This is a genomic window from Cedecea sp. NFIX57 (assembly GCF_900177785.1).
GTDB lineage: Bacteria > Pseudomonadota > Gammaproteobacteria > Enterobacterales > Enterobacteriaceae > Cedecea > Cedecea neteri_C.
On the sequence record NZ_FXAS01000002.1, the window covers coordinates 116,651 to 136,004 of the forward strand.

Sequence of the window (19,354 nt, forward strand, 5' to 3'; positions counted from 1 at the left end):
ACTGCTCCTGGTGTGGTTTTTAGCCTCCCGGCGGTCACTACCACCAAAGTGTAACCTCCGAAAAATCACTAACTAACTGAATATAAATATAAAAAATCAAAAACTTATCGATGAGGGGTTAGAGATAAGCCAGGTTCAGGTATTAAGGGGTAGACGGCGAATTAACCACCGTTGAAAACGTGACGGGCAAAAAAAAGCGCGACCGAAGCCGCGCAAAGGGATAACCAAAAAGGTCAAAACATTAACGTGAGGATTTACGGCCATAAACGGCCCAGGTGATGACCACACACACGATATAAAAGACAAGGAACAGCTTCATCGCCCCGGCAGGCGAGCCGGTTAACGCCAGCGAGGTGCCGAAAGCTTTAGGGATAAAGAACCCACCGATGGCCCCAATAGCCGAAATAAAGCCCAGTGCTGCAGCGGTATCCGTAGCGGCCTCTCGCAGGGCGACTTCGTCGCTGCCACCGGCGGCTTTTACTCTGTCCATTGTCAGCTTGCGGAAAATCACGGAAATCATCTGGAAGGTCGAGCCACTGCCCAGCCCGGCCGTCAGGAACAGCATCAGGAACACGCCGAAGAAAGCGATGAAGTTCCCGCCCTGACCATTAGCTGGCAGCGTGGTGAACAGCAGCGCGCTGAAAATGGCCATCAGGATAAAGTTATACAGCGAGACGCGCGTCCCACCCCAGCGGTCGGAAATCGCCCCACCGGCAGAACGTGCCAGCGCGCCAAACAGCGGGCCAAAGAAGGCAAAATGCAGAATGTTGACGTCCGGGAACTGAGTTTTAGACAGCATCGCAAATCCGGCAGAAAAGCCGATGAACGAGCCGAATGTTGCCAGATAAAGCAGCCCCAGAATCCAGAGATGGCCGCGTTTAAGCACCGGCAGCTGTTCACGCAGGGACGCTTTGGACGCCGAAAGATCGTTCATTCCGAACCAGGCCGCTAACGTGAACACCGCCAGAAACGGCACCCAAATCCACGCGGCATTTTCCAGGAAAAGCATCGTGCCATCGCCCTGTGCCACGCCTTTCCCGCCGAAAACGGCAAACATAGACAGAGAGATCGCCAGCGGGGCCACCAGTTGCATCACGCTCACGCCCATATTCCCCAGCCCGCCGTTGATCCCCAGCGCTCCGCCCTGTTTTGCCTTCGGGAAGAAGAAGCTGATGTTTGCCATGCTGGAGGCAAAGTTCGCCCCGGCAAAGCCGCACAGCAGCGAGATACAGATGAAGGTGTTAAACGAGGTGCTGGTGTCCTGCACGGCAAAGCCCAGCCAGACGCAAGGAATAATCAAAATACCCGTGCTGAACGCCGTCCAACGGCGGCCGCCAAAGACCGGCACCATGAACGAGTAAGGTACACGCAATAGCGCGCCCGAAACGGAAGGTAACGCCGTGAGCATAAACAGCTGATCGGTGGTGAACGTAAAGCCGACCTTATTCAAATTTACCGCTACCGCGCTGAACAGCATCCAGACGCAGAAGGCCAGCAGCAGGCTTGGGACGGAAATCCACAGGTTACGGCTGGCGATCCGGTGACCTTTTTGCTGCCAGAACTGCGGGTCTTCCGGCCGCCAGTCGGTAATCAGTGCACCCGACGGCTTCTCGGGAACGGGGGACTGTGACATAAACACCTCATTTCGTGTGAGTAAATGCCGCAACCTTAGGGTTCCTGCGTCGAGATTAGTTGATGTAAATCAAGGGATAATCTATCTCTCCAGCGGGCAAAAATTCCCCCTCATTCTTTGTGAGTAATCTTCTGGCAAAAAAATAACGTGATTTATCACACCCCTGCGGGACTTGCTGCCGATCGCCCCTAATGCCCTGCCACCTTTGGCAATTTAGGGGTAATCCTTTGGGGGTATGGGTATACTCCAGCTGTTGTCCGAAAATAGCGCCACTCATCACCTTCCTCGCTTCAGGAGCCCGTTTGCCAATGCTAAAACGCCTGTTTTCTCCGCTTTCGCTGGTCAATCAGCTCGCGCTGGTTGTCATGCTGCTGGCGATTTTAAGCGTGGTGGGAATGGCGATGGCCGGCTGGCTGGCTCAGGGGATTTCGGGCAATGCCCACGCGATCAACAAAACGGGCTCTATGCGCATGCAGAGCTACCGGCTGCTGGCGGCCATTCCGCTGACGGAGCAGGACAAGGTGCTGCTGCGAGAAATGGAGCAGACCACCTGGAGCGACGATCTCCGCCTTGCCGCCGAGCGCGACGGGCAGCAGGCCAAACTTAAGCAACTACAAGATTACTGGCGCAGCACGCTTGAACCCGCGCTGATTGCCGCTCAAACGCCGCAACAGGTAAAACCCGCCGTCGCCCATTTTGTCGCCAGCATTGATGAACTGGTCAGCTCCTTCGACCGCACCACCGAGATGCGCCTGCATCACGTGATTTTGCTGCAGCAGGGTATGGCGGTATTACTCGGGCTATTGATCGTCTTTACCCTGATTTGGTTACGCAAAAGGTTACTCCGCCCGTGGCGTCAGCTGCTGGCGATGGCCACGGCCATTGGTCAGCGAGACTTCACCCAACGGGTGAATATTCGCGGCCGCGACGAAATGGCCACCCTTGGGAGCGCGCTTAACAGCATGTCCAGCGAGCTGGCGCAGAGCTATGCCGTGCTCGAGCGGCGAGTCCGGGAGAAAACCGCCGGGCTTGAGCAAAAAAACCAGATGCTCACCTTCCTCTACGAGGCTAACCGCCGCCTGCACGCGCAGGCCCCGCTGTGCCAGCGTATTTCCCCCGTGCTGAGTGAGCTGCAGGTTTTAACGCCGCTGCTGGGCATCGTGCTGCGGGTGTACGAGTACGAAGATGAAGAGAATTATCAGGAATACACGTTCCAGCCGGACGCGCACTGCGATGCCCGGGGCTGCCAGCTGTGCCCCGATGCCGGGGCAGTGCTGCCGCAGGACACCACCACGCTGAAATGGCGCCTCACCGATAACCATCTTCATTACGGCCTGGTGCTGGCCCAGCTTCCGTTGGGCAAAACGCTGACCGAAGACCAGCTGCAGCTTATCGCCACGCTGATGGAACAGCTCACCGCCACGCTCGCCATGGAGCGTCAGTATGAGCACCAGCAGCAGTTAGTGGTGATGGAGGAACGCTCCGCCATCGCCAGGGAACTGCACGACTCCATCGCCCAGTCACTTTCCTGTATGAAAATGCAGGTCAGTTGCCTGCAAATGCAGGGCAAAACGCTGCCGGAGGAAAGCCGGACGCTGCTGGAACAAATTCGCGGCGAGTTGAATACCTCCTGGCGGCAGCTGAGAGAATTGCTGACCACCTTCCGCCTTAAGCTCACTGAGCCAGGCTTACGCCCGGCGCTTGAGGCCAGTTGCCAGGAATTCAGCGACAAACTGGGCTTTCCGGTGACGCTGGACTATCAGCTCCCGCCGCGCTTAGTGCCTTCTCACCAGGCGATTCATTTAGTACAGATTGCACGCGAAGCGCTGAACAATAGCCTGAAACACGCGGAAGCCACCGCCTGTGGCATAAGCGTCACCCGCCACGGAAATCAGGTACGCCTTGTGGTTTGGGACAACGGGCGCGGTATTTCCGGCAGCGGCGAGCGCAGCAATCATTACGGCCTTATTATCATGCGCGACCGCGCTCAAACCTTGCAGGGTGACTGCCAGGTTCGCCCCCGTCCCTGCGGCGGCACCGAAGTGGTCGTCAATTTCATCCCCGAAGCACCGCTTTCTTCCGTAACAAGGAGCGAAGAATGAGTCATCAGGAAGCAGCAACCATTTTGCTGATAGACGATCATCCCATGATGCGTACCGGCGTTAAGCAGCTCATCAGCATGGCGCCAGAGCTGGCCGTCGTCGGCGAGGCCGGCAGCGGCGAACAGGGCGTGCAGCTTGCCGAAGCGCTCGATCCAGACCTGATCCTGCTCGACCTGAACATGCCGGGCATGAACGGGCTGGAAACGCTCGACTGCCTGCGCGAAAAAGCGCTGTCAGGGCGCATTGTGGTGTTTACCGTTTCGAACCATGAAGAAGACGTGGTCACCGCCCTTAAGCGCGGTGCGGATGGCTATTTGCTGAAAGACATGGAGCCGGAAGACTTGCTCAAAGCCCTGCAGCAGGCTGCTGCGGGGGAAATGGTTCTCAGTGAAGCGCTGACACCAGTGCTGGCTGCCAGCCTGCGGGCCAACCGTGCCACCTCAGACCGTGACGTCAATCAGCTTACTCCACGGGAACGCGATATCCTGAAGCTGATAGCCCAGGGGCTTCCGAACAAGATGATCGCCCGTCGCCTGGACATCACCGAAAGCACGGTGAAGGTGCACGTCAAACACCTGCTGAAAAAAATGAAGCTTAAATCCCGGGTAGAAGCCGCCGTTTGGGTTCACCAGGATCGCATTTTTTAGCGCCGGCTACTCCCCCGGCAGCAAGGAATAACGTGGGTCACTTTCGGGGGCAATCAGCAGCGGAGCAGCAGGTTTGAGCACAATCTCATTCGACGTGACGCGCTGGCCCTTTTCATCTTCCACGGTGACCGAAAGATGATATTCATTGTCGGCACCTGCCTGCCACGCGGGCAAAATAATGCTCCAGCCGTCGGCGCTGTGCGGCTGGGCCGGTGGCGTCAGGCTGAGTGCCTGGGTATCACCCTGCCATACCAGGTGCCGGATGCCGTGAGTCGCTTTCACCTGCAGCTTAAGCAGAACCGTTTCTCCCGGCTGCAGCTGCCACGGCGGCGTCGCCAGGAATACCGACAGAGTTTTACGCTGGCGGAACTGCATCACCGGGACGGACTCGCGCTCAACGCTATCGTAGCGGCTGCCGCGCAGGGAGCTGGTCGCGGCCACTTCGTCCGCCGAGAGCTGCTTCTGCAACGGCACGCCGAAACGATAATTCAGCTTAAGCCCCAGATTTTCCTGCGCGATCCCGCTTTCCCCCTGCTTATGCTGGGCCGTCAACGTAATCAGCGGCACGGGCGTGTAATTGATACCCATCGTCACCGCGACAGGATTTCGGTATCCACTATCGCTGTCGAAAAGCGTGACGTTGTCACCAAAATATTGCTCGAAGCTGAGGCTGGTAAAGATATGTCGATAAAACGGCAGCCAGGCCTGCGCGGTGACGTCATAGCCCCGGGCCAGGCGCTGCTCAAGCGTGTCGGTTTGCCCACGCCAGCCGTTTAGCGGTTGGTAATAGTTGGCCGAAAGCCGCAGGTATTCGCCCCAGGCTTCGGCGCCAAATCCCGCGCGCTGGAGCTGCGTTGTCAGCTGGTTATCGTAGAACGAGTTGTAGCCCAGCAGCCAGTTGCCGGCGACCCAGCGCTGCCCCAGCCCAAGGTTACCGGTGGTACCGTTTTTTTGCTGGCTAAAGCCGAGCTGGCTCCAGGTCAGATAGCGGCTGTTGTCCTGCCAGGGCGTGAAAAGCGCACCATTGCTGCCCTTCCAGCTCCCGTGCTCATCCACCCGCAAATTAACGCTGGCTTTACCCCACGGCGAAAGCAATGTCTGGGTTTCATCGGTCACTTTGTCGGCCAGTAAATCTCTCAGGCTGGTAAAGGCGAACAGTCGCGCCTGCTCGCCGGTATCCAGCCCGTTGTCCACCATGCTGTCTTCGCCAAACTTCTTCGCCATCGCGGCAATTCTGCGCGCGGCGGCATCGGTTTCAGGCGCAAGCCCCATGTTCGGCAGGTCATCAGCGGGAGAAGAGAAAGGATTTTGGGCCGTGGGTACAGCGTTGTTTGAAGTACTCATTGCCCCTCCAGGACAAGGGAGCAAACAACACAAGGTTAAAAGCGGAACGGCAAATCTACGCATTGATTAATGATAACACACTGGTTTTGCTCTTAACGGCAAGAACCACGCGCATGTACGACTCCAGGATTAATCCTGCTTTTCCGGGCACAAATCATACCCAACGATAATTCAGGGCGATACACTACTTCTTATGCTCAGCGTTATCATCAAGGAGAAACTCATGCAGAAGGTAGTCATTATTGCCAACGGGGCGGCTTACGGCAGCGAATCCCTTTTTAACAGCCTGCGGCTGGCCATCGCCCTGCGCGACCAGGAGCCTCAGCCAGAAGTAAAACTGTTCCTGATGTCCGATGCGGTTACCGCTGGCCTGCGCGGTCAGAAGCCAGCAGAGGGATACAACATTCAGCAGATGCTCGAGATTCTTACCGCACAGGGTGTGCCGGTGAAGCTCTGTAAAACCTGTACCGACGGGCGCGGGATCACCAGCCTGCCGCTCATTGAAGGCGTTGCCATCGGCACGCTCGTTGAACTTGCCGAATGGACGTTAGCGTCGGACAAAACCCTCACCTTCTAATTATTTCAGCGCGGGAATATTATTTGCTTATACCCTCTCCCGCGCCATCAAGTTACCTGCAATTGTTGCCGATATTTTGCTTAGGACAACACAGCAGCAGGATAATAATTATGGTTAGATCTCTTCGTACACGTCTTCTTTTAGTCACGGCAATTTGCCTGGTCTCAGCTTTAAGTCTTAACACCTTTATCAATTACATCGTCACCAGCCGCGATAACCAGCGCGCCATCACCGACACATTAACCAGCACCAGCCTGAGCCATTCCGTTGCTATTGGCGACTGGGTCAGCGGTAAAATGGCCATCGTGAGTTCTCTGGAAAACGCCGCACTGAGCGAAGACCCCATCCCGGTGTTCACTCAGTTGGCCAAAGCCGGTGGCTTCACCAACATCTACGTGGGCTATGCGAATAAAACCGCAAAATTCTCTGATCCGACGGGGGTCCCGGCCGACTTCGACCCCACCGGGCGCCCGTGGTATCAGCAGGTGGTGAAGGACGATGGCCCCGTCGTCACCGCCCCTTACGTGGATGCCGGGACCGGTAAACTGGTCGTGACTTTTGCTGTGCCCATTAAGCAAAATGGCAGCCTTAAAGCCGTCGTGGCGGGGGATGTGGCGATGGACAGCGTGGTGGCGAACGTGCGCAGCATTCACCCTACGCCCGCCAGCAGCGGGCTGCTGATCAATAGCGATGGAACGTTGATTGCCGGTCAGGATCCTGCGCTGACGCTGAAAGCCTTTTCTGATGCCGTTCAACAGGCTGATTTACCTCAGTTGCTCGGCGATACACATCGCGCCGTCGGCACAATCAGCGGGCAAAGCAAGCAGCTGATGGCCACGCCGATTAGCGGCACACATTGGTATCTGGTCGTGACCCTCGACGAACATGATGCCACTTCGGGGATGCGCGCTTTATTGAAGGCTTCCGCCATTGCACTGCTGGTGCTGGTGCTGATTTCCGGCGCGGTTGTGCATCTGCTGATTAGCAAGGTGATGAGCCGCCTCGGGACGATTCGCGACGGGATGCGCGCCATCAGCAGCGGTACAAATGATTTATCTCAGCGGTTGCCGGAAACCGGTCACGACGAAGTGACGGAAATTGCCCACGCCTTTAACGCCTTCAGCGACAAGCTGGGCGTAGTCATGACCCAGCTCAGGGACTCCAGCGCCTCGGTAAAAGTCGCCGCCAACGAAATTGCCGCAGGCAATCAGTTGCTTTCTGCCCGTACCGAACAGGCTGCCTCCAGCCTGCGGGAAACAGCCAGCGCCGTGGAGCAGATTACCGCCTCTGTCGCAAACTCTACGGCTTCTGCCGCACAGGCGAATACTCAGGCCCATAGCGCCGGTGAAGCCGCCGAGCGCGGGGGCGAAGTGGTCTCGAAGGTCATTACCACCATGCAGGCCATTGAGCAGGCCTCAGGCAAGATTGGCGATATCACCGGCGTCATTGACAGCATCGCTTTCCAGACCAATATCCTGGCATTAAACGCTGCCGTGGAGGCAGCTCGCGCCGGAGAACAAGGCCGGGGATTTGCCGTAGTGGCAGGTGAAGTGCGTAACCTCGCCAGCCGCAGCGCGCAGGCGGCGAAGGAGATCAAAAGCCTGATCGACTCCACCACCGCAAGCATTGCCGATGGCTCGCTTTATGTGCGCCAGGCCGGTGAAGCGATGGACAAAATAGAACAAAGCGTTGGCAGCGTGCGGGTCATCATGCGCGAGATAACCCTGTCGACCGACGAACAGATGAAAGGCATTCAGGAGATTAACCACGCGGTGACCCATCTGGACAATATGGTACAGCAGAATGCTGAACTGGTAGTGGAATCTGCAGCGGCGGCGGGTGCATTGCAAAGTCAGGCTGGAGAGTTAGCGGAAACCGCGGGGCATTTCCGTATTTAATGATGCGCTGGCGGACGTTTGCCAACGAAACGCCCGCCAGCTGAAAGGTTTCAGGCACAATATGATTATTGTTTAATCGTTGCGGCATTTTTTGATCAGTATCAGCATTTACCCCTCTCGGCTCTGGTGTGATGCCACGAGTGATTTGTGAACAACATCACGAACCAGGACAGCACCTTTGGGGGCCAGCAGGCCATGTTTGATGCGGAAGTGGAGTGAAAAATGCCAGTAGTAAAAGCCAGTCTAAAACTTTTTGGTGGCGATACCGTGGTGGTTCGCTGTTCGAATAACTGTCATATCCATTTGATGTGCGACTCAGACAAACGCGGCAGCGCGGAGGCCGACGTGCTAAGCGTGCAAAATCGCCAGTCGGCCTATATCGCCGTGCCCTACAGCGGGACCTGGAAAGTACTGATCGACAGCCATACGCAGTCGCTGGAGCACTCCATCAGTTATGTTCCGGCATAAAAACTAAGGCCACCTTTCGGTGGCCTTCTTCTTCCTATGCAAAACCGGGCTGCAGTCCGCTGTCATCCTCATGCCCGTTCAGCCAGGCTCGCACCTGGTTTGCCAACTCTGACATACGATCGTCCTGCATACCGTGCTTTTTCATCTCCTGCTCGAGAGCGAAAAGATACTGCGCATTGGTGCCCAGCGGCCCGCTGGCAGAAGCGATCAGCGGCGCGATGGTTTCTGCCCGGGTATCTGCCTCATAAAGCGGGTGACGCGGGTCCATAATGAACACCAGCGCGTTGACCGTCCGCCCATCATCCAACTCGAGTTTGCACCAGGTTGGCAAATAACAGCCGGTGATCATCTCCCGCTTCCAGACCAGCGTCAGCTCGTCTTCCAGCCCTGCCTCCGGCAGCCGATAAGCCAGCCCGGTTGTTCTGCCGCCCTCTTTAAGCGCGAGCATACGCCCTGGGCGACAGGCGGTTCCACGCCCTGCCGTCAACCGCAGGCAAAATGCACGATGCCAGCCCACCAGCATGCCGGGGGCTGACTCTTCAAATTCAAAAGCCGGGTTCCACATCAGTGAACCGTAACCAAAGAGCCATACCGGACTTTGGTCTGGGCGACAAGCGAGCGTGGCGGCAAGAGACGCCGAACGCTGCTCAGGGGACCACAGTAACGATTCCTCAATGGCACCAAAAGCCGTCTTACAATCCGCTTTCATTAAGAAATCACGCGTTAACACGATATACCTCCGCCACTGCTTGCTTCCGTGCGACTGCACACGCTGCGCCTTCCCGGCATTTATTGACAACTTTTGCCTACTAATAGAGCAATATATCAAGACCATAAGCAATTCACCGCGCGCTGGCAAGCATGATAACGATCACAAAACAGATAAATTGTCATTTTTTCTTGCCAGACTGGCGTGTGTTACTCTGTCGCCAATAAATTAGGCATACATAATGGAGGGTTAATTTTCATAACACCTTTGTTTGTAAACAATGCACTCACCCGTTACTGTATCTCTAACATACTGATTTCGCGCTCAGGTTATGATTTTCATGCCAATACCCGGGACAAACACCGTCTAAAATAACGGTTATTTGATTTAATGAAATTCATATCGATATGTTTTATTTAAATTAAATAAAGAATACATGTCATTTTGGCAAACCAGACTTAAATTCAAATAAATGCCGTAAAAATAAGTAAATTTTTAACTAAAAGTAACGGTTTTTTGCTAGTTTATATGACTTCAAAAACCTGACTATAATGATCAAAACAGGTTATCGCCTGCAGAGATGGAGAAGTTGAATGACAAAAACACAACATGAGGCGGTAAAAACCCGCCACAAGGAGAGTTCTCTCATTTTCCCGGTACTGGCACTGGCGGTACTGGCGATGTGGGGGTCAAGCCAGTCCCTGCCGGTGGTTGTCGGCATCAATATTTTGGCGCTGGTCGCCATCCTGAGCAGTGCCTTTAGCGTTGTTCGTCATGCGGACGTGCTGGCGCACCGTCTGGGTGAACCCTACGGCTCGCTGATTCTGAGCCTGTCGGTCGTTATTCTTGAAGTTAGCCTGATTTCCGCGCTGATGGCCACCGGCGATGCTGCCCCAACGCTGATGCGCGACACGCTCTATTCCATCATCATGATTGTGACCGGTGGCCTTGTGGGCTTCTCCCTGCTGATGGGCGGCCGCAAATTTGCCACGCAGTACATGAACCTGTTTGGTATTAAACAGTACCTGATCGCCCTCTTCCCGCTGGCGGTGATCGTGCTGGTGTTCCCGATGGCGCTGCCGGGCGGTAATTTCTCGCTGGGTCAGTCCCTGCTTGTGGCGTTGATTTCTGCCGCCATGTACGGCGTGTTCCTGCTTATTCAAACAAAAACGCACCAGAGCCTGTTTGTTTACGAGCACGAAGATGAAGGCGACAGCGACGACCCGCACCACGGCAAGCCGTCCGCGCACAGTTCTGCATGGCATACGGCGTGGCTTATCGTCCACCTGATTGCGGTGATCGCCGTGACCAAGATGAACGCCAACCCGCTGGAGCATCTCCTGGACGCAATGGATGCCCCGGCTCAGTTCACCGGCTTCCTGGTCGCCTTGCTGATTCTGTCTCCGGAAGGTTTGGGGGCGTTAAAAGCGGTGCTGAGCAACCAGGTACAGCGCGCCATGAATCTGTTCTTCGGTTCCGTGCTCGCCACCATTTCCCTGACTGTACCGGCGGTGACGCTGATTGCCTGGTTCACCGGCAACGACCTGATTTTCTCCCTCGGCATGCCGCAGATGGTGGTGATGATGGCAGCGCTGGTACTGTGTCAGATTTCGTTCTCCACCGGCCGCACCAACGTGCTTAACGGCACCGCGCACCTTGCGCTGTTCGCTGCCTACCTGATGACAATCTTTGCCTGAGTGAACAACAAGACTGCCTGTAAGGGCAGTCTTTAATGTTTACTCCCTCTCCCCATGGGAGAGGGAAACAAATATAAAAAAACCCGCCGAAGCGGGTTTTCTTTTTTGCAGCAATTACTTGCTGGTGTCCAGCGGCTCGAAGTTTTTCACCAGATCGTCAATCGCTTTAATCTGGGTCAGGAAAGCTTCCAGCTTCGCCAGCGGCAGCGCGGATGGGCCATCGCAGCGGGCGTTGTCCGGGTCCGGGTGCGCTTCAATAAACAGACCGGCAAGGCCAGTGGCCATCCCGGCGCGAGCCAGTTCAGTAACCTGAGCACGACGGCCACTTGACGCCGCCCCAAACGGGTCACGGCATTGCAGCGCGTGGGTCACATCGAAAATCACCGGCGCGCCGTTAGAGACCTGCTTCATCACGCTGAAGCCCAGCATGTCGACAACCAGGTTGTCGTAGCCGAACTGCGTGCCGCGATCGCACAGGATGATTTTGTCGTTGCCGCCTTCGGCGAATTTATCCACGATGTTGCCCATTTGACCTGGGCTGACGAACTGTGGCTTCTTCACGTTGATGACGGCGCCGGTTTTGGCCATCGCTTCAACCAGGTCGGTCTGGCGAGCCAGGAAAGCGGGCAGCTGAATCACGTCAACCACATCTGCCACAGGCTGTGCCTGGTGAGCTTCATGCACGTCAGTGATGATTTTCACGCCGAAGGTTTGCTTCAGCTCCTGGAAAATCTTCATGCCCTCTTCCAGGCCAGGGCCGCGGTAAGAGTGAATGGATGAACGGTTAGCTTTATCAAAAGAGGCTTTGAACACGTACGGGATACCCAGTTTTTGGGTCACGGTCACGTAATGCTCGCAGATGCGCATCGCCAGGTCGCGGGACTCCAGCACATTCATGCCGCCAAACAGCACAAACGGCAGGTCGTTTGCGACGTTGATATCGCCAATGTTAACCACTTTTTGTTTCATATGTTCGCCTTATCAGGTGTGAACTTAATGCAGGGTAATCTGCTTGTGCGCAATCGAATTGATTTGCGCCTTAATCATTTCGCTAATCGGATCTTCCGGGCACTGCTCAACAAAATAGCTCAAGTCGTTGAGCGCCACGTGCTCACAGTCCAGCTGCGCATAAATCAGGCCGCGGTCGCGGATTTCATATGGGTCTTCAGGATTAAACTGCAGCAGCACTTCGCTGGCGCGCAGCGCCATCTCCATCTGCCGCTCCTCCATCAGCGCGGACTTGAGCGTGTCCAGCAGTTTGCGGATCACTTCCGCGTTGTCGGACTCGTCCAGATCTTCGTCAAACAGTTCCGCCGTCGGGTTAATATTGCCCTTGATCCACACTTCCAGCGTGTGCTCATCCAGCGTATCGCCGTTAAACGGATTGATAAGCCACATTTCGCCATCCATCCAGTCGGCGCGCAGAATAAGCTGCGTTGGGAAGATAACCGGCATCAGCGGAATATCAAGCTGCTCGGCAAGCCAAAGCAATATTGCCCCAAGGGAAACTGCGCTCCCTTGACGGCTTTTTAAAACGTTGTCCAGCCACAGGGCGTCGGACAGGCGATACACGCCACCTGAGTCCTTAAAACCCCATTCGCCGTAAAAGAGTTCCAGCAGTTTTTCCAGCTGCAGGTCGGGATGTGCCCCCTGGCAAATCTCTTCTTTTGCCAGGCTGACCAGCTCCCCAAGCTGCGCTTTCACTTCTGCGGTCGGGAAATCATCCCGAATCAGCTGCGAGACCAGAATCATGCCCTCGCAGAGCGGTGCCTGATTAAATTCGAAATCGGCTAACGACTTCATACTTACCCCAATATCGGTATTTTAGTGGTGGCGAGTTTTATGATGATGTAGAGCACCACCAGCCCCAGCAGAAAAGCAAACCAACGAACCTGCTGGCTGCGCGGGCGTTTTCCCAGCGCGATAAAACCTAAAGCGATATAGATAATAACGCCAAACAGCTTTTCAGTCAGCCACGTTCCCTGCGGCGTAAAAGGATAGAAATGCGTGACCATAACCAGCGCAAAGCCGCTGATCAATAACAGCGTATCATTAACGTGCGGTACGATACGCACCCAGCGCTTGCCGGACATCACCGACCCGCGATATTGCCACCAGTAGCGTAAAACAAACAGGCTGATTGAAATAACGACGGTGAAAATATGCAGATATTTAAGTGAGAAATAAGTCGCCAAAATGTCTGTTCCTTAATAAGTCAAAGATAGCGTCCTGACGTCAGGCGATCGTTATCGCCATAATCTTTGTAGGTTGCAACCTCGGTAAAACCGGCGTCCCGCAGTAAACGCTGCACGCTTTCGCCCTGCGTCCAGCCGTGCTCCAGCACCAGCCAGCCGCCGGGCTCGAGAAAACGGCGTGAATCGCTAACCAGGGTTTCTAAATCGGCCAGGCCGTGATTCTCCGCCACCAGCGCACTTTTCGGCTCAAAGCGAACGTCCCCTTCACTGAGGTGCGGATCGGCTTCGTCGATATACGGTGGATTACTGACAATCAGCGCAAAACGCTGGGCATCGAGGGCGCTAAACCAGTGACTTTGCAGCACTCTGACGTTGGTTATACCCAGGTTGTCTGCGTTCATTTTTGCCAGCTCTACCGCTTCTGGCACCACATCCAGCGCGGTGACAGCGCAGTCAGGGCGTTCGCTAGCCAGCGCCAGGGCAATAGCGCCAGTCCCGGTGCCAAGATCCAAAATTGCGCACGGAGCGGTTGGCAGCTTTAATAACGCATGTTCGACGAGGCATTCAGTATCAGGGCGAGGAATAAGCGTCACCGGAGAAACACGCAGCGGCAGCGACCAAAATTCCCGCTCCCCAACAAGATGCGCAATAGGCTCGCCGCGTTCCCGGCGCGCCAGCAGATCATCAAGCTCGGTTTCCTGAGCTGGAGTCAGCATAGTTTCACCAAACGCGAGAATAAACGTACGGGATTTGCCGGTGACAAACCCCAGTAAAATCTCCGCATCTCGCTTCGGGCTTTCGCTTTGCGCCAGGCGTTGAACGGCCTGGCGAAGCCATGACTGAAACTCCATTAATCCTGCTCGGACAGCGCCGCGAGCTGATCGGCCTGGAACTCCTGCACAATCGGCTCGATCAGGGCGTCGATTTTACCTTCCATCACCTCATCCAGACGGTAAAGGGTCAGGTTAACGCGGTGGTCGGTCACGCGCCCCTGCGGGAAGTTGTAGGTCCGGTTGCGGTCAGAGCGGTCGCCTGAGCCAAGCAGATTGCGGCGGGTGGAAGCCTCTTCCTGCTGACGTTTGGCTACTTCGGCGGCGCGAATACGCGCGCCCAGTACAGAAAGCGCCTTGGCTTTGTTTTTATGCTGAGAACGTTCATCCTGGCACTCCACCACAATGCCGGTCGGCAAGTGGGTAATACGGATGGCAGAGTCGGTGGTGTTAACGTGCTGGCCGCCCGCGCCGGAGGAACGGAAAGTATCGATGCGCAGATCCGCCGGGTTGATGTCCGGCAGTTCAGCTTCCGGGATTTCCGGCATCACCGCCACGGTACAAGCGGAAGTATGAATACGCCCCTGGGATTCAGTGGCCGGGACACGCTGTACACGGTGGCCGCCGGATTCAAATTTCAGGCGGCCATAGACGCCCTCGCCGCTGATTTTGGCGATCACTTCTTTGAAACCACCGTGCTCGCCTTCGTTGGCGCTGATGATTTCAATGCGCCAGCGGCGGGATTCCGCATAGCGGCTGTACATGCGGAACAAATCGCCGGCAAACAGCGCGGCTTCGTCCCCGCCGGTGCCGGCGCGAACTTCGACAAACGCATTGCGCTCATCGTCGGGATCTTTTGGCAGCAGCAGAACCTGAAGCTGCTGCTCCAACTCTTCGCTGCTGGTTTTCGCTTCGGCCAGTTCTTCCTGCGCCATTTCGCGCATTTCCGGGTCGCTGAGCATGCTTTCTGCAGTTTCAATGTATTCCTGTACCTGACGCCATTGCAGGAAACAGCGCGATACATCGCTTAACTGGGCATATTCACGAGACAGGGCGCGGAAGCGGTCCTGATCGGCAATGGTCGAGGCATCGCCAAGCAGGGCCTGAACTTCTTCATGGCGCTCCTGCAAGGCTTCCAGTTTGGCAACAATAGAAGGCTTCATGGGCGGTGGTTCACCTTGTAATAAGAGTTGTGTGTGCTAATCCAGCCCGAGGCTGTTACGCAGGATTTGCAGGCGTTCGTCATCCCCGTCACGGGCAGCCTGCGTGAGCGATTTGGTTGGGGCATGAATCAGGCGGTTGGTTAGTTTCCAGGCCAGATCCTGCAATACGGATTCCGCGTCGCCACCCTGTTGCAGGGCAGCCAGCGCTTTGGCAGTGAGGTCGTCTCTCACCTGCTCTGCCTGACTACGGTATTCGCGAATGGTCTCGGAGGCGCTTTGCGCGCGCAGCCAGGCCATAAATTCACTGCATTCCTGCGCCACGATAGTTTCAGCCTCAACCGCCGCCGCTTTGCGTTGCGCGAGGTTGCTCTGAATAATGGCCTGCAGGTCGTCCACGCTGTAAAGGTAGGCGTTCGCCAGCTTACCGACTTCCGGTTCAACATCACGCGGTACGGCGATGTCTACCAGTAGCATCGGCTGGTTACGGCGAGCTTTAAGCGCGCGTTCCATCATCCCCTTGCCGATAATAGGCAGCGGGCTGGCGGTAGAACTGATGATGATATCGGCATCCGCCAGACGTTCGTCAATCTCGCTCAGGCTAATCACTTCCGCGCCGACCTCATCGGCCAGCACCTGGGCGCGTTCTCGGGTACGGTTGGCGATAATCATCTTCTCAACTTTGTGCTCGCGCAGATGGCGGGCAACCAGTTCAATTGTCTCCCCGGCACCGACCAGCAGGACGGTAACCGAGGAAAGTGATTCAAAGATTTGCCGTGCCAGGGTGCAGGCGGCAAACGCGACGGAAACGGCGCTGGCGCCAATATCGGTTTCGGTGCGCACGCGCTTGGCAACGGAGAAGGACTTCTGGAACATGCGTTCCAGCTCGCTTGAAAGCGAATGGCCTTTTTGGGAATCGGCAAAGGCTTTTTTCACCTGCCCGAGGATCTGAGGTTCGCCCAGTACCAGGGAATCCAGGCCGCTGGCCACGCGCATCAGATGGCTGACGGCGTCGTTATCGTGGTGCCAGTAAAGGCTTTTGCGCACTTCCTCTTCGTTGAGGTTGTGGTAGTCACACAGCCAGCGTACCAGCGCTTCGTGCAGGTTTTCCTGTTGCTCAACGCTCAGATATAACTCAGTTCTGTTACAGGTCGACAGCACCACCCCGCCCTGGACCATAGGCTGTTCCAGCAAGCTGCCCAACGCCTGGTCGAGCGTGTCTGGCGAAAACGTTACACGTTCTCGCAGCGATACTGGCGCGGTTTTGTGGTTAATTCCTAACGCTAACAGGGTCATGGAGCGGTCTGAGTAATACCGATGTTGATAAGGATTTCTGGTCGCATCATACAGGATGAGCCGAATCAATAAAAGAGAGCTTCCCCTTGCGGAGTAAGTGGATGATTTATGATTTAAGACAACATGACCGTAGACGCCCTGCCGCCCGCCCGCTAGCATGAACGGTTGACCACAAAAATGAATTTAAGGATTTGCTGCCGCCATGTTGATGCCAAAAGCCCGTCTGATGCGCCTTCTGCCCCTTGCCAGCCTCGTACTGGCTGCCTGTTCAGTCAACCAACCGAGCGGCCCGGGCAAAAGTCCTGACTCGCCGCAGTGGTTAGAACACCAGCAACAAGTGCAAAAAATCACCCAGTATCAGACGCGTGGCGCTTTTGCTTATCTCTCCGATAGCCAAAAGGTATATGCCCGCTTTAACTGGCAGCAAACTGCCCCGGACCGCTACCGCCTGCTGCTGACTAACCCGCTCGGCAGCACCGAACTTGAGCTTAACGCTCAGCCGGATCGGGTTCAGTTAACCGACCGCGACGGCAAGCGCTACACCGCCACAGATGCGGAAGAGATGATCGGCAAGCTGACCGGGATGCCTATTCCGCTGAACAGCCTGCGCCAGTGGATGCTCGGCCTGCCGGGCGACTCCACAGACTACAAGCTGGACGACCAGTACCGCCTGCGCGAAGTAAATTACACCCAGGGAGGAAAAACCTGGAAAGTGGTGTACAGCGATTACGACAGCAAAACCCAACCTTCTCTGCCGTCCAACATGGAACTGCGCGAAGGCGACCAGCGCATCAAGCTGAAAATGGACAGCTGGACGGTGAAATAATGATCTCCCACTGGCCTTCTCCTGCAAAACTGAACCTGTTTCTGTACATCACCGGCCGCCGTGCCGACGGCTATCACAACCTGCAGACGCTGTTTCAGTTTCTCGATTATGGCGATACGCTGACCATCGAACCGCGTCACGACGGCATCATTCAACTGGTGACGCCGATTGACGGCGTGCCTGACGAAGAAAACCTGATTGTGCGCGCCGCCCGTATGCTGGTGGAGTACGCCACAGAAAAAGGCACCCTGCCAGATGGCGCAGGGGCTGATCTCGGTGTTGAAAAGCGGCTCCCGATGGGCGGTGGGCTGGGTGGCGGCTCCTCCAACGCGGCCACCGTGCTGGTGGCGCTGAACCATCTCTGGAAAACCGGCTGCAGCGAAGACGAACTGGCCGCGCTGGGCATTCGCCTTGGTGCCGACGTGCCGGTATTTGTCAGGGGCCACGCCGCCTTTGCTGAAGGCGTCGGTGAAATCCTGACGCCGGTTGAACCTGAAGAAAAATGGTACCTGGTTGCGCATCCGGGCGTGAGTATTCCAACGCCGGTCATTTTTGGCGATCCGGACCTCCCGCGCGAAACCCCGGTCAGGTCAATTACGACGTTGCTAAAATGTGAATTTGGCAACGATTGTGAGGTTATCGCAAGAAAACGTTTTCGCGAGGTTGATGCCGCGCTTTCCTGGCTGTTAGAATACGCGCCGTCGCGCCTGACCGGCACCGGCGCTTGTGTGTTTGCTGAATTTAACACCGAGCAGGCCGCCCGGCAGGTGCTTGAGCAAGCCCCGGAATGGCTGCATGGGTTTGTTGCGCGAGGCGTTAATAGATCTCCGCTGCATCAGGCCATATCCGGGCAAGCTGGGCATTGGTGACAACGTCACCTCGTTTCAGACGTTGCATCGTGCTCTTTAATACACCGCCTGGATGGGGGCTACCCCGCCCGCACATAATGCGGTAGCAACCATCCGCCACTGGACGCATGCCTGAGGTTCTTCTCGTGCCTGATATGAAGCTTTTTGCTGGTAACGCCACCCCGGAACTAGCACAACGTATTGCCAACCGCCTGTACACCTCCCTTGGTGACGCCGCCGTCGGTCGCTTTAGCGACGGTGAAGTAAGCGTACAAATCAACGAAAATGTACGCGGTGGTGATATTTTCATCATCCAGTCCACCTGTGCCCCAACGAACGACAACCTGATGGAACTGGTTGTTATGGTTGATGCCCTGCGCCGCGCTTCTGCAGGTCGTATCACCGCTGTTATCCCTTACTTTGGTTACGCTCGTCAGGACCGCCGCGTGCGCTCCGCTCGTGTGCCAATCACTGCGAAAGTCGTTGCTGACTTCCTCTCAAGCGTAGGGGTTGACCGTGTTCTCACCGTGGACCTGCACGCTGAACAAATCCAGGGCTTCTTTGACGTCCCGGTAGACAACGTCTTCGGTAGCCCAATCTTGCTGGAAGATATGCTGCAAATCGGTCTGGAAAACCCAATCGTGGTTTCCCCGGACATCGGCGGCGTGGTACGTGCCCGTGCTATCGCTAAGCTGCTGAACGACACCGATATGGCTATCATCGACAAGCGCCGTCCGCGCGCTAACGTTTCTCAGGTTATGCATATCATCGGTGACGTGTCCGGCCGTGATTGCGTGCTGGTTGACGACATGATCGATACCGGCGGCACCCTGTGTAAAGCAGCGGAAGCGCTGAAAGAACGCGGCGCTAAACGCGTATTCGCCTATGCAACTCACCCAATCTTCTCCGGAAACGCGGTGCACAACCTGCGCAATTCGGTGATCGACGAAGTGATTGTCTGCGATACCATCCCGCTGTCTGACGAAATCAAAGCCCTGCCAAACGTCCGCACCCTGACCCTGTCCGGTATGCTGGCTGAAGCTATTCGTCGTATCAGCAACGAAGAATCTATCTCTGCGATGTTCGAACACTGATAGACGTTGCTTTTAAAACCCGCTGCGGCGGGTTTTTTCGTTTTTGTACTACTCTTTTTTCAATGCCTCCTTCACCTGCCTGAACGACAG

18 protein-coding genes are annotated in these 19,354 nt (G+C 55.9%); 9 read left to right on the forward strand and 9 right to left on the reverse strand.

The genetic code is table 11. The features are described 5' to 3' along the window. Nucleotides 1–241: 241 nt before the first annotated feature. On the reverse strand, nucleotides 242–1,633 hold the full coding sequence (locus tag B9Y90_RS01925) for a NarK family nitrate/nitrite MFS transporter (protein WP_039294204.1): 1,392 nt from the start codon (nucleotides 1,631–1,633) through the stop codon (nucleotides 242–244). 308 nt (nucleotides 1,634–1,941) lie between these two features. On the opposite strand from B9Y90_RS01925, the gene narX reads away from it, so the two are divergent. Together narX and narL are read left to right on the forward strand one after the other, a co-directional pair. After that, a complete protein-coding gene (gene narX, locus B9Y90_RS01935) occupies nucleotides 1,942–3,735 on the forward strand; it encodes a nitrate/nitrite two-component system sensor histidine kinase NarX (RefSeq protein ID WP_085540047.1) in 1,794 nt (597 codons plus the stop codon). Continuing rightward, nucleotides 3,732–4,382, forward strand: a complete 651-nt coding sequence (narL, locus tag B9Y90_RS01940) for a two-component system response regulator NarL (protein WP_008454210.1) — start codon at nucleotides 3,732–3,734, stop codon at nucleotides 4,380–4,382. The genes narX and narL overlap by 4 nt, the downstream gene beginning before the upstream one ends. 6 nt (nucleotides 4,383–4,388) lie before the next feature. Here the strand turns inward: narL and B9Y90_RS01945 are convergent, their stop codons facing one another. Continuing rightward, nucleotides 4,389–5,789: a YchO/YchP family invasin gene (locus B9Y90_RS01945; RefSeq protein WP_085540048.1), complete on the reverse strand. Its 1,401-nt coding sequence runs from the start codon at nucleotides 5,787–5,789 to the stop codon at nucleotides 4,389–4,391. Nucleotides 5,790–5,949: 160 nt separating this feature from the next. Here B9Y90_RS01945 and B9Y90_RS01950 point away from each other — a divergent pair, with 160 nt between their 5' ends. The 3 genes from B9Y90_RS01950 to B9Y90_RS01960 all read left to right on the forward strand — a co-directional run bounded on the left by B9Y90_RS01950 (nucleotide 5,950) and on the right by B9Y90_RS01960 (nucleotide 8,669). Beyond that, nucleotides 5,950–6,303, forward strand: a complete 354-nt coding sequence (locus tag B9Y90_RS01950; protein ID WP_039294214.1) for a DsrE/DsrF/TusD sulfur relay family protein — start codon at nucleotides 5,950–5,952, stop codon at nucleotides 6,301–6,303. 110 nt (nucleotides 6,304–6,413) lie between these two features. Next, nucleotides 6,414–8,201, forward strand: a complete 1,788-nt coding sequence (locus tag B9Y90_RS01955) for a methyl-accepting chemotaxis protein (protein ID WP_085540049.1) — start codon at nucleotides 6,414–6,416, stop codon at nucleotides 8,199–8,201. 222 nt (nucleotides 8,202–8,423) lie between these two features. Continuing rightward, nucleotides 8,424–8,669 carry a DUF1883 domain-containing protein gene (locus tag B9Y90_RS01960; RefSeq protein ID WP_061272463.1) on the forward strand — a complete coding sequence of 82 codons (246 nt, stop codon included), beginning with the start codon at nucleotides 8,424–8,426 and terminating at the stop codon, nucleotides 8,667–8,669. A gap of 34 nt (nucleotides 8,670–8,703) precedes the next feature. Here the strand turns inward: B9Y90_RS01960 and B9Y90_RS01965 are convergent, their stop codons facing one another. Next, on the reverse strand, nucleotides 8,704–9,399 hold the full coding sequence (locus B9Y90_RS01965) for a gamma-glutamylcyclotransferase (protein ID WP_039294223.1): 696 nt from the start codon (nucleotides 9,397–9,399) through the stop codon (nucleotides 8,704–8,706). A gap of 572 nt (nucleotides 9,400–9,971) precedes the next feature. Between B9Y90_RS01965 and chaA the strand changes: the two genes are divergently transcribed. Next, nucleotides 9,972–11,075 (forward strand): sodium-potassium/proton antiporter ChaA, encoded by a 1,104-nt coding sequence (gene chaA / locus B9Y90_RS01970; RefSeq protein ID WP_039294226.1) that lies wholly within the window; start codon nucleotides 9,972–9,974, stop codon nucleotides 11,073–11,075. A 114-nt stretch (nucleotides 11,076–11,189) separates the two neighbouring features. Here the strand turns inward: chaA and kdsA are convergent, their stop codons facing one another. Genes kdsA through hemA form a run of 6 tightly spaced genes read right to left on the reverse strand, consistent with a single transcriptional unit; the run spans nucleotide 11,190 to nucleotide 16,496 of the window. Further along, nucleotides 11,190–12,044, reverse strand: a complete 855-nt coding sequence (kdsA, locus tag B9Y90_RS01975; RefSeq protein WP_008454194.1) for a 3-deoxy-8-phosphooctulonate synthase — start codon at nucleotides 12,042–12,044, stop codon at nucleotides 11,190–11,192. 24 nt (nucleotides 12,045–12,068) lie between these two features. Next, entirely contained in the window at nucleotides 12,069–12,878 is an 810-nt protein-coding gene (sirB1, locus tag B9Y90_RS01980) for an invasion regulator SirB1 (RefSeq protein ID WP_039294232.1), read from the reverse strand. A 2-nt stretch (nucleotides 12,879–12,880) separates the two neighbouring features. After that, nucleotides 12,881–13,270: a SirB2 family protein gene (locus tag B9Y90_RS01985; RefSeq protein ID WP_008454190.1), complete on the reverse strand. Its 390-nt coding sequence runs from the start codon at nucleotides 13,268–13,270 to the stop codon at nucleotides 12,881–12,883. Between the two features lie 20 nt (nucleotides 13,271–13,290). Next, nucleotides 13,291–14,121: a peptide chain release factor N(5)-glutamine methyltransferase gene (prmC, locus tag B9Y90_RS01990; protein WP_085540050.1), complete on the reverse strand. Its 831-nt coding sequence runs from the start codon at nucleotides 14,119–14,121 to the stop codon at nucleotides 13,291–13,293. Then, a complete protein-coding gene (gene prfA / locus B9Y90_RS01995; protein WP_085540051.1) occupies nucleotides 14,121–15,203 on the reverse strand; it encodes a peptide chain release factor 1 in 1,083 nt (360 codons plus the stop codon). Before prfA ends, prmC begins: the two co-directional genes overlap by 1 nt. A gap of 36 nt (nucleotides 15,204–15,239) precedes the next feature. Then, nucleotides 15,240–16,496: a glutamyl-tRNA reductase gene (gene hemA, locus B9Y90_RS02000; RefSeq protein ID WP_085540052.1), complete on the reverse strand. Its 1,257-nt coding sequence runs from the start codon at nucleotides 16,494–16,496 to the stop codon at nucleotides 15,240–15,242. A 202-nt stretch (nucleotides 16,497–16,698) separates the two neighbouring features. Between hemA and lolB the strand changes: the two genes are divergently transcribed. The 3 genes from lolB to prs all read left to right on the forward strand — a co-directional run bounded on the left by lolB (nucleotide 16,699) and on the right by prs (nucleotide 19,264). Continuing rightward, a complete protein-coding gene (gene lolB, locus B9Y90_RS02005) occupies nucleotides 16,699–17,322 on the forward strand; it encodes a lipoprotein insertase outer membrane protein LolB (protein WP_039294240.1) in 624 nt (207 codons plus the stop codon). After that, nucleotides 17,322–18,191, forward strand: a complete 870-nt coding sequence (gene ispE, locus B9Y90_RS02010; protein WP_085540053.1) for a 4-(cytidine 5'-diphospho)-2-C-methyl-D-erythritol kinase — start codon at nucleotides 17,322–17,324, stop codon at nucleotides 18,189–18,191. Before lolB ends, ispE begins: the two co-directional genes overlap by 1 nt. Nucleotides 18,192–18,316: 125 nt before the next feature. Beyond that, nucleotides 18,317–19,264 (forward strand): ribose-phosphate diphosphokinase, encoded by a 948-nt coding sequence (gene prs, locus B9Y90_RS02020; protein ID WP_008454180.1) that lies wholly within the window; start codon nucleotides 18,317–18,319, stop codon nucleotides 19,262–19,264. Nucleotides 19,265–19,354: the final 90 nt, after the last annotated feature.

Excerpts from the sequence above, each read along its gene's own strand:
- B9Y90_RS01925 (WP_039294204.1), bottom strand. The coding sequence starts at position 1,633 with ATGTCACAGTCCCCCGTTCCCGAGAAGCCGTCGGGTGCACTGATTACC.
- sirB1 (WP_039294232.1), bottom strand. The coding sequence starts at position 12,878 with ATGAAGTCGTTAGCCGATTTCGAATTTAATCAGGCACCGCTCTGCGAG.
- chaA (WP_039294226.1), top strand. The coding sequence starts at position 9,972 with ATGACAAAAACACAACATGAGGCGGTAAAAACCCGCCACAAGGAGAGT.
- B9Y90_RS01955 (WP_085540049.1), top strand. The coding sequence starts at position 6,414 with ATGGTTAGATCTCTTCGTACACGTCTTCTTTTAGTCACGGCAATTTGC.
- prfA (WP_085540051.1), bottom strand. The coding sequence starts at position 15,203 with ATGAAGCCTTCTATTGTTGCCAAACTGGAAGCCTTGCAGGAGCGCCAT.
- hemA (WP_085540052.1), bottom strand. The coding sequence starts at position 16,496 with ATGACCCTGTTAGCGTTAGGAATTAACCACAAAACCGCGCCAGTATCG.
- B9Y90_RS01960 (WP_061272463.1), top strand. The coding sequence starts at position 8,424 with ATGCCAGTAGTAAAAGCCAGTCTAAAACTTTTTGGTGGCGATACCGTG.
- lolB (WP_039294240.1), top strand. The coding sequence starts at position 16,699 with ATGTTGATGCCAAAAGCCCGTCTGATGCGCCTTCTGCCCCTTGCCAGC.
- narL (WP_008454210.1), top strand. The coding sequence starts at position 3,732 with ATGAGTCATCAGGAAGCAGCAACCATTTTGCTGATAGACGATCATCCC.
- B9Y90_RS01945 (WP_085540048.1), bottom strand. The coding sequence starts at position 5,789 with ATGCGTAGATTTGCCGTTCCGCTTTTAACCTTGTGTTGTTTGCTCCCT.
- narX (WP_085540047.1), top strand. The coding sequence starts at position 1,942 with ATGCTAAAACGCCTGTTTTCTCCGCTTTCGCTGGTCAATCAGCTCGCG.
- kdsA (WP_008454194.1), bottom strand. The coding sequence starts at position 12,044 with ATGAAACAAAAAGTGGTTAACATTGGCGATATCAACGTCGCAAACGAC.
- prmC (WP_085540050.1), bottom strand. The coding sequence starts at position 14,121 with ATGGAGTTTCAGTCATGGCTTCGCCAGGCCGTTCAACGCCTGGCGCAA.
- B9Y90_RS01950 (WP_039294214.1), top strand. The coding sequence starts at position 5,950 with ATGCAGAAGGTAGTCATTATTGCCAACGGGGCGGCTTACGGCAGCGAA.
- ispE (WP_085540053.1), top strand. The coding sequence starts at position 17,322 with ATGATCTCCCACTGGCCTTCTCCTGCAAAACTGAACCTGTTTCTGTAC.